The 4,548-nt window shown below is 41.8% G+C and carries 4 protein-coding genes; all 4 read right to left on the bottom strand.

Annotation, left to right across the window (positions count from 1 at the left end):
* The coding region (locus Q7P41_RS06850; protein ID WP_303883071.1) for a restriction endonuclease subunit S at window positions 1–674 on the bottom strand (674 nt) is incomplete at its 3' end.
* A complete protein-coding gene (locus tag Q7P41_RS06845) occupies window positions 667–2,274 on the bottom strand; it encodes a class I SAM-dependent DNA methyltransferase (RefSeq protein WP_303883069.1) in 1,608 nt (535 codons plus the stop codon). The genes Q7P41_RS06845 and Q7P41_RS06850, both read right to left, overlap by 8 nt.
* Window positions 2,275–2,822: 548 nt before the next feature.
* Window positions 2,823–3,629 (bottom strand): TIGR02391 family protein, encoded by an 807-nt coding sequence (locus Q7P41_RS06840; RefSeq protein ID WP_303883068.1) that lies wholly within the window; start codon window positions 3,627–3,629, stop codon window positions 2,823–2,825.
* A 199-nt stretch (window positions 3,630–3,828) separates the two neighbouring features.
* A complete protein-coding gene (locus tag Q7P41_RS06835) occupies window positions 3,829–4,164 on the bottom strand; it encodes a hypothetical protein (RefSeq protein WP_303883066.1) in 336 nt (111 codons plus the stop codon).
* Between the last annotated feature and the right edge of the window lie 384 nt (window positions 4,165–4,548).

Below are 4,548 nucleotides of genomic sequence, written 5' to 3'. Positions count from 1 at the left end.
CCTTCAAAACGATTTATTCCACTTTTTATAATAGTAGCTAAACTACTATCACCTAGCGATACTTCCTCCCAGTCATCCTTAGCCTCCTCAATGAACCACTGGCGAAAGAGCGCTTCTGCCATAGCTTCAAGCGTCTTGTTTTCTCGCTGGAGCAAGTCTATTTTGTCATCGAGGCTAGAAAGGACAGAGGCAATGGCGCGCTGCTCGGGAAGAGGAGGAAATAAAAATACTAATGATTTGAGTACGGAACCAGCTAATTCTCCAAAGGTTGTTCCTGTTGCTTGAGACTTTAAATATTCAATATTATTTTTCAGTAAATAAAAGAGAAAAATGTTATCAATGTTATTTAAAGGGACCAAGCTCCTAAAACCTTGGTTGGTTGTGATTTCATTTTCAGCAATTGCCAAATACCCAACGGGCGCTCTGGAAGTTAACAAAATTGTTCCTGGCGGCAAAAGTTTAGCGCTAGAATTTACAAGACCCTTTTCAGAAATGTTTCTTTCTCCTTTTGATATATACCTACCATTAAAATTTGATAGGTCTTTTGGTGTAATCCAAGGTATGTCTCCATTCCAATATTCGTCAACATCCGTCTTGGGGGTACCTCCACCTACAATTTTTGCTACCTCTTCTAACCTACACTCTTTCCACCCATTCGGCACCTTATCACTCATCCACCTTCACCTTCTTTAGGTTTTCAGCGATGAGTGCGTTAAGCCTTGCTTCTTCTTTAAGCTGCTCTTCCCACTCGGCTTTAAGCTTTGTAAATCGCTCCTTAAAGTCAAAGTCGTCTTCCTCTTCAGGCAAACCTACGTAACGACCAGGTGTGAGCACATAATCAAGCTGCCTCACTTCTTCTATTGTTGCGGATTTGCAAAACCCTTTTACGTCCTCATAATGACCGTTTGGATTACGCCAGTTGTGGTAGGTATTGGCAATCTTTTCTATGTCCTCTCGCGACAGTGCACGCGTCCTGCGATTGATGAGATATCCCATATTCCTTGCGTCTATAAAAAGTATTTCATCGGTTCTGCTTCTGTATTTTCCGTTGGCCTTATTTCTGCTCAAAAACCAAAGGCAGGCCGGAATTTGCGTGTTCAAGAAAAGCTTTGGCGGTAAGTTTACTATGCAGTCAACGAGGCGATCCTCTATAATTGCTTTTCTGATCTCACCCTCACCCGAACTTTTCGACGTAAGCGACCCTTTAGCCATGACAAACCCAGCCACGCCGGTTGGCGCAAGGTGATAGATGAAGTGTTGAATCCAGGCGTAATTCGCATTTCCAACGGGCGGCACGCCGTATTTCCATCGGGCGTCGTTACGGAGCAGTTCCCCTCCCCAATCGCTGTCGTTAAAGGGCGGATTAGCGAGGATGTAATCAGCCTTTAGGTCTTTATGAGCGTCATTTAAAAACGAACCCTCGTTATTCCACAGCACTTGAGAACTGTCGATGCCCCTTATAGCCAGGTTCATCTTGCAAAGTCGCCACGTGGTAAGGTTGCTTTCCTGCCCGTAGATGGATATGTCGTTCATTCGTCCTTGATGTTCGGTTACGAACTTTTCGGAGTGGACAAACATCCCGCCCGAGCCGCAGCATGGGTCAAACACCCTGCCGTTATACGGCTCAAGCATCTCAACCAATAGTTCGACGACGCTTCGCGGCGTATAGAATTGCCCTCCCTTTTTCCCTTCGGCAAGGGCAAACTCTCCTAAAAAATACTCAAACACATGGCCTAAAACATCGCCACTTCTCGATTTAGCTTCTTTAAGGGAAGTTTTGCTAAAAAGGTCTATTAGCCCGCCGAGGCTTGTTGGGTCTAGGTTGCCCCGGGCGTATACCTTGGGCAAGACCCCTTTAAGAGAGGGATTTTCTTTTTCGATCGCATCCATTGCATTATCTACAATTTTGCCTATCTCTGGCTGTTTTGCCATTGATTGCAGGTAAGACCATCTAGCTTCCGCTGGGACGAAAAAGACGTTTTCTGCCCTATATTCATCTCTGTCTTCCGGGTCGGCTCCTTCGTATTCCCCTTCGCCTGATTTAAGTTTCATGTACAACTCTTCGAAGGCCTCTGATATGTACCGTAAAAACATAAGGCCTAAGACTATGTGTTTGTATTCTGCAGCGTCAATGTTCTTGCGGAGCTTGTCGGCAGCTTTCCAAAGCTGCTTCTCCAAAGGCTCATCTTGATTATTATTGACCTGCTTTTTTGCCACTTGCACCAACTCCACTTTTTCTAAATATCCAAGGCCCCTATTTTGCCCCTTGGCCACGCTTGTGCTACCCCATATGGTTTATTATATACAACATGGTATTTATTACGGTCTGGATCCAGTCTATGATGGGCATCTAACCCTACCATTCCATCTTCATTGGAGAGGTAACAATATCTTCTTCTTAGCAAAATGCGGCAGCTATTACCTATGTTTTAACAGAACCATTGGCTCTTTTTCCTTCAGCAAATCCTGACTCAATATTTACAGTTATTGCAGTTTTATATAGTGAGTTGATAGTCGTGTCAAATGAGATGTTTTTGGCATGGGAAGAGTTCTTTTGACTTGCATCTATAGCAATCAGTCGTGTGCTTTAGTTTACTTTTGTGTTGGTGCCAATTGTGCAAGAGCAAATCTGTAAACGCTGTAAACGAAGATAAAAGCTATACACATCAGCCATTTTTGTCAGGGGGGAAATAATTTCCAGAAGGTGTTTTGTTAATAGATCGCATAACTTGTAATCTAATCTTTACAGCCTTTTGGTTGCAGCGCTTTGACGGGGTTTGTCCTTTGCTGGAATGCTCAGAGTTTTTCTCCCATCAGCAGTGCTACGCACTCGACGTGCCCCTCCAAATGACTGCTCCATCTATTTTTCTCCATAGAAAACTAATTAAAGAAAGAATATCAAGAGCATCTTCTTGAGTAATAGACCAATTCAATTCTGGTTCGTGAGCCTCTGGGTTTCTAATAGCTCGCATTAATCCTATACAGAGGTGCATTATACCTTCTTGTTCGTTGCGTTCCGTCTCTGTGCATTGAGTATTAATTTTTAGTGGACCCTTTAAAGATAATGCGGCTCCCATTAACTCCGCCCCATCTTTGTCAATTTCCGACTTTTCTCGGACGTATTTATCAAAAGCCTTGCAACATTCAAAAACTGCATGGAAATGTTTCTCTTCTACGAACAAAGATCTGGCATGCTTTTGAACTTCAGGGTGAAAATTTCTTGAGTCAAACATTTCTTCAGCCTTAGATCGTTGTGGTCGCAAAGTAGGAGATGGATTTGATTTAACAGTAATTTTTCCTGTTTCAGAGCTTACCTCTAGGCTATAAAATGCCAGTATCTCGTTTACTTTTTCCACAATGCTTTTGTGGCATTCAGCTTGTCCGAAGTACTCTTGAGGATCACAGAGTTTTTCAATGACTTTAACAACATTGTAGGGGCCATTAGCTTGTTTTTGCAGTTCTTCTAAAGAAGCATAGACAAATCTCCACTTGGTAGACCTATCATACTGGACATTAGGAAAACCAGCTTTTTTGAAAAGCTCCGTAATTTCAGAGCCTGAATATCTGTTCCCTATAATCTTTGCAAGTTGTTCTAATGCTGAAAGGTCAAACGGTTTAATTTCCTTCATATCATATCACGTTGAATTAAATGTGTAAAAAGCTCTTCTTCATAATAACCATCAAATATGTATTTTTAAGACTCATAGCTCTTTCCTACGAAATAAACTTATTTTGCTCCTTCTCCCAGCTCTAACATAACTAATATATCACATATTTTCGCCACAAGATCAAAATTTATCCAAACCCATACATTTCTCCTCTCACTAACTAAGGTAAGGCACTAATTGCTTTACCATCCGGTCCATAAAATCCCAGAAACGGATTCTCATCCTCAAAAATACCCATTATCAGCCTGGATTTTCCTTCAGAGTTGAAGAAGCCAATCGATGGTATTCCATTCTCAGGAATGGCCATTGCCAATCTTACTTTACCTTCCAAGTCAGGGAGGTAAATTTCTGACGTTCCGTCCTTAGAAATATTCATTCCTAATCTTACTTTCCCCTCCAAGTCAAGAAAGCCATCTGTTAGCGTTCCAAAAGCAAGTTGATAAGTTGAAATAAACAACATCACCCAGTAAAAGTCGAAAACGTTGGGGAAAAGCATTTTGTTGCTATTTCCCCAACGTTTTTTTATGGCGTTTTCTTGTGCTTAGATATTCCTCATTTATCCTGACAACACAACCTCGGCAAAAGCTAAAGAAACATCTAAATCGACCACTACAAGCCCATGTTATCTAAATTGACTTCTCACTAAGCACTGTTATCTAAATTGACCACTTGCAAGGGTCTAAGCCGATTTCGACGCGTTTCCACGAATCAAAAAAATCACATTATTCGCAATACGATTTCAAATGTAAAAACACACGAATGGCTTGAATACTGGGCTTTCCAGACTCTTACTATTTTACCCTTGACATCAACACTACGCACTCGACGTGTGTGGTTTGTGGAAACATGTCTATAGCTTGGATGTGGTTTAGGGAATAGC

This window comes from Acetomicrobium mobile (assembly GCF_937920065.1).
This window is presented reverse-complemented; position numbering and strand designations above follow the sequence as displayed.

What these genes read in the sequence shown, in the direction of transcription:
- Q7P41_RS06840 (WP_303883068.1), bottom strand. Translation starts at nt 3,629, where the DNA reads ATGAAGGAAATTAAACCGTTTGACCTTTCAGCATTAGAACAACTTGCA.
- Q7P41_RS06835 (WP_303883066.1), bottom strand. Translation starts at nt 4,164, where the DNA reads ATGCTTTTCCCCAACGTTTTCGACTTTTACTGGGTGATGTTGTTTATT.